The following is a 4,998-nucleotide window of genomic DNA, read 5'->3' on the forward strand; positions in this document are numbered from 1 at the left end:
CCCGCACACGCCCCCCCGGCCCCGCCCCTGCCAGTCCTGCTCGCTCCTGCCAGTCCTGCTCGCCCCTGTCGGCCCGGCTCGCGCTACCGTCAAGGCATGACCGCGCGCACCTCCGTCCCTGATCCGCTTCTGCTGCTGCCTCTGCGCCAGCGCATCGTCGAACGGTCCCTGGGGGTGCGGGCGCTGCACCTGCATCGCGCCGGGCACGCGGAGGTCTCGCACCGCTTCGTCGATGACACCCCCGAGAACCTCTGGTCCATCTCCAAGACGGTGACCGCACTCGCCGTGGGCATCGCGCAGGCCGAGGGGCTGCTTGACCTCGAGGACCTGGTCAGCGAGCATCTGCCCGCGCCGGAGGGCGGCTTCGGCACCGGCTGGGATCAGGTGCGGCTGCGCCACCTGCTGAGCATGACCTCCACCTCCCCGATCCTCGCCTTCCTCGATGAGGAGCGCGAGCACGCGGACCTCACCGGGCTGATCCTCTCCACGGACCTGCAGGGCACGCCGGGGGAGCGGTGGGAGTACTCCAACGGCTCGATCCTGCTGGCCTCCCGGGTGATCACGGAGTGCACCGGGCAGAGCATGCGCGACTGGCTGATGCCGCGCCTGTTCGAGCCGCTCGGGATCCTGAACCCGCAGTGGTTCACCACGCGCGACGGCCTGACCTGGGGCGCGACAGGTCTGCACCTGAAGAGCGGGCAGCTGGCGCGGATCGGCCGGCTCCTGCTGCAGCGCGGTCAGTGGGAGGGTGAGCAGCTGGTCCCGGCGGAGTGGATCGACCTCATGCACGCCCCGCAGACGTGGGTCGCCACCGGTGATGTGGAGCCCGAGAGTGCCGGCTACGGGCTCGGCGTCTGGCGCTGCACGCCCGCGGGGGCCTGGCGGGCCGACGGCGCCTACGGCCAGTTCCTGCTGGTCCTGCCGGAGCAGGAAGCGGTGCTGACCGTGACTAGCCACCTCGAGGGCACACCCGGTGCAGAGATCATGCGCGCGGTGTGGGAGGAACTGCTGCCCCTCCTGTGAGGCCCGCCCGGCCCAGCCTCACCGCCCCGCCGGGCCTGCCTCACCGCTGCTGCCGCCCGTGGCCCTTCTCCCCCGTGGGATAGGCTCGGCGCACTGTCACCGCACACAGCGAAGCGCGCCTTTGAGCGTCCCGTGCCGAGCGGTGCGGGCGTAGCCGGTCTCATCTGTGCGATCCCGAGGAGGACGGATGCGGTTCACCCACGTCACGGTGCACAACTGGCGCAATTTCAAGAGCGTGGATGTCGCGCTGCACGACCGCCTGTTCCTGGTCGGCCCCAATGCGGCCGGCAAGTCGAATCTGCTGGATGTGTTCCGTTTCTTGGGAGATCTGGCAACGCCCGGTGGTGGACTGGCTGCGGCGCTCGCAGCGCGCGGCGGACTGTCCAAGGCCCGGAGCCTGTTCTCGCGCAATCACCGCAGGGGAAAGCTCGAGGTCGATGTTCAGCTCGAGGATGGTGAGGACACGTGGCGCTACGCCCTGGCGATCAAGCAGGAACGGGGTGGCGATCAGCGCCCGATGGTGGCCAGCGAGATCGTGGAGCGCAACGGCGAGGTCCTGCTCCAGCGCCCTGATGCCGATGACGACGAAGATGCTGAGCGCCTGACGCAGACTCACCTGGAGCAGGTGGGTGCGAACAAGGCATTCCGGGTGCTCGCCGAGCATTTCGCGGCGGTGAGCTACTTCCATCTGGTCCCGCAGGTGATCCGTGATCCCGGCAGGATGACACATCGCGGACCTGACCCGTTCGGCAGCACGTTCATCGCAGACATGAACGCCACCCAGGCGCGGACTCGCGATGCGTGGCTGCGTCGGATCCAGACTGCATTGCAGTCGGCGGTGCCGGAGTTCGAGAAGTTGGAGATCGAGGTGGATTCGTCGGGGCGGCCGCATCTCATCGCGGGCTACCGCAACTGGCGTGAACGCCTGGCGCGACAGAGTGAAGCTGATTTCTCCGACGGCACCCTGCGGTTGCTGGGCCTGCTGTGGACGGTGGTGAGCTTGTCGGGGAAGGGCGGTCTGCTTCTGCTTGAGGAGCCGGAGCTGTCGCTGAACTCTGCGATCGTCCGGACCCTGCCCACGGTCCTGGCCACTGCGCAGCGAGATTCCGCCATGCAGGTCATGCTGTCCACGCATGCCCCGGAGCTGCTCGATGACGAGGGCGTGCACCCGTTCGAGGTGCTGGTGCTGCGGGTGACCGAGGATGGGTCGGTGGCGACGCTGCTCAGCGATATCGCGGAGACCCAGGATGAGCTCGAGGCGGGGTTGCCGACCTCAGAAGTGGTGGAGTCTCTGATCGCGCCGCGGGATCTCTCCGGGCTGATCGGGGCGGGGCGTCGCTGATGATCAATGTGGCGGTCGAGGGCGAGTCCGACCGCGAGATGGCGTGCGCTCTGATCCGCCATGCCGGACAGGTGCCGGGCACGGTCCGCGTAGCACGGGGAAAGTCACGGCTGGATCCGAAGATTGCCAAGTACCGGCAGGCGGCACGGAGCGTGAGCTGGCTCGTTCTGCGTGACTCCGACGGTGCATGCCCGGTGGAGCTCGTGCAGCGCCTGGATCCTGCACACGGCGAGGCGAGCCGTCGCTTTGCAGTCCGAGTGGTCCACGGCATGACGGAGGCGTGGCTCATGGGGGACCGGGAGGGCTTTGGGGCGTTCTTCGGCGTGAGCCCAGCTGTTGTCCCTGCTGATCCCGAGAATCTTCACCATGCCAAACAGACTCTGCTGGCAGTATGCGCGAAATCATCGTCGCGTCATATCCGCGAGGGCATGGTGGCTCGACATGGGAAAGAGGGGCCGTTGTACGTCGCGCTGGTCAATGAGTTCGCCTCCCAGAGCTGGGATGTCGGGGTGGCGGCGGAGCGGGCGCCGAGTCTCGCGCGGGCGATTCGCGCGGTGCGGGACCTCCTGTGACCCTTGGGGCCGTAGGGGGTGTCCGAGAGGTAAGGCGCGGACCGGAGCCCGCCGGTCCCGGCTCGCGGTGTGATTCCGCGGACGGTACTGAGGTGACCGACCACCTGCATACTGCACGCGCCCGGCCGTGAGAGTACCGTCGGTGGCAGCGGGCCGAGGGCTCACGCCCTGCCAGTCCCAGTCTCATCGGACCTGGGGCCGCCCGCACCCGGTGAGTTCGACCTCGCCAGGACCCATCCCCTCGATATCTCGGAGGCATGTCATGGCCGGCACCACTTTCGCTCAGCTCCTCGTCACGCAGCTGCGTGACCTCGGCGTGGAGCGCATCTACGGGGTGGTCGGCGATTCGCTGAACCCGATCGTGGACGCGATTCGCACCACGGACGGCATCGACTGGGTGCATGTGCGCAATGAGGAAGCGGGGGCGTTCGCGGCCGGTGCGGAGGCCCGGCTGACGGGGAAGCTGGCGGTGTGCGCGGGCTCCTGCGGCCCGGGCAACACCCACCTGATCCAGGGCCTGTTCGACGCGCACCGCGACGGTGCGCCGGTGCTCGCGATCGCCTCCCATATTCCGAGCCCGAAGATTGGCACCGGCTTCTTCCAGGAGACCCACCCGGAGGCCATGTTCCGCGAGTGTTCTCACTTCTGCGAGATGGTGAACTCCGGGGAGCATGGCACCACGTTGCTGCACACCGCTATCCAGACGGCGGTGGCCAAGCGGGGGGTGAGCGTGCTCGTGGTCCCCGGTGATGTGGCCGATGAACGGGTCGCGGGTGCGCTGACGAACAACCTGGCCACGGAGCTGGGGCGGGTCCAGCCTGCGGCGGGCCCCGTCGGGCGTCTGGCGGAGATGATCGACGCGGCGGACACCGTGACCCTGTTCGCTGGCGCCGGGGTGCGGGAGGCGCGTGAGGAGACGCTCGCGCTCGCCGAACGGGTGAAGGCGCCGATCGGGCATGCTTTCGGCGGCAAGGAGTGGATCCAGTACGACAACCCCTTCGACGTGGGCATGAGCGGTCTGCTGGGCTACGGCGCCTGCTACGAGGCGATGCACGAGGCGGATCTGGTGATCCTGCTGGGCACGGACTTCCCGTACTCGGAGTTCCTGCCGCAGGAGGGGTCGCGGAAGGGGCCGCGTCTGGTGCAGATCGACGCCGATGCCTCTCGCCTGGGCCGCCGCGCCCCGCTGGACCTGGCGGTGCACGGGGATGTGGCGCTCACGTTGCAGGCGGTGCTGCCGCTGCTGCAGAAGAAGAAGTCGAACTCCTTCCTGAAGAAAATGCTGAAGCAGCACCACAAGGCGCTGTCCGGCGTGGTCGCGGCGTACACGAAGAACGTGGAGCGGATGAGGCCGATCCACCCGGAGTTCGTGGCGGCCACGCTGGACGACCTCGCGGCGGAGGACGCGGTGTTCACGGTGGACACCGGCATGTGCAACGTGTGGGGCGCCCGGTACATCACGCCCAATGGGAAGCGCCGAGTGTTCGGCTCCTGGCATCACGGCACGATGGCCAACGCCCTGCCGCAGGCGATCGGGGCGGCGATGACGTTCCCGGACCGGCAGGTCATCTCGATGAGCGGCGACGGTGGGCTGGGCATGCTGATGGGTGAGTTGCTGACGGTGAAGCTGCACCAGGCGCCCGTGAAGATCGTGGTGTTCAACAATGCGAGCCTGGGCATGGTGAAGCTGGAGATGCTGGTGGAGGGCATCCCGGATCACGAGACCGACCATGAGCAGGTGGACTTCGCGGCGATCGCGGCGGCGGTGGGCATCCCGTCGGTGCGGATCACCGACCCGAAGAAGCTGAAGAAGCAGATGGCGCAGGCGCTGGCGAGCCCGGGCCCGGTGCTGATCGACGTGGTCACGGACCCGGATGCGCTCTCGATGCCGCCGCACATCACCTCCCAGCAGATCCGCGGTTTCGCCACCGCGTCCACGAAGGTGCTGCTGGGCGGCGGTGTGGGCAAGATGCTGGATATGGCTGCGAGCAACCTGCGGAACATCCCGCGGTGAGGCAGCCGGGCTGAGGCGGAGGGAAGCAGCCGGACCCACCCCAGCCC

4 protein-coding genes are annotated in these 4,998 nt (G+C 68.4%); all 4 read left to right on the plus strand.

The window, feature by feature from the left end; all coding sequences use genetic code 11:
- Positions 1-96 precede the first annotated feature (96 nt).
- Positions 97-1,023, plus strand: a complete 927-nt coding sequence (locus MU407_RS13535) for a serine hydrolase domain-containing protein (RefSeq protein ID WP_246958259.1) — start codon at positions 97-99, stop codon at positions 1,021-1,023.
- Between the two features lie 187 nt (positions 1,024-1,210).
- A complete protein-coding gene (locus tag MU407_RS13540) occupies positions 1,211-2,365 on the plus strand; it encodes an AAA family ATPase (protein ID WP_246958261.1) in 1,155 nt (384 codons plus the stop codon).
- Positions 2,365-2,937 carry a DUF4276 family protein gene (locus MU407_RS13545; RefSeq protein ID WP_246958263.1) on the plus strand — a complete coding sequence of 191 codons (573 nt, stop codon included), beginning with the start codon at positions 2,365-2,367 and terminating at the stop codon, positions 2,935-2,937. Before MU407_RS13540 ends, MU407_RS13545 begins: the two co-directional genes overlap by 1 nt.
- 262 nt (positions 2,938-3,199) lie before the next feature.
- Positions 3,200-4,951, plus strand: coding sequence for a pyruvate dehydrogenase (locus tag MU407_RS13550; protein WP_246958265.1), 1,752 nt, complete (start codon positions 3,200-3,202; stop codon positions 4,949-4,951).
- The last annotated feature ends 47 nt before the right edge of the window (positions 4,952-4,998 follow it).

Origin of the sequence: Brachybacterium sp. Marseille-Q7125 (assembly GCF_023062615.1) — a bacterium.
Lineage (GTDB): Bacteria > Actinomycetota > Actinomycetes > Actinomycetales > Dermabacteraceae > Brachybacterium.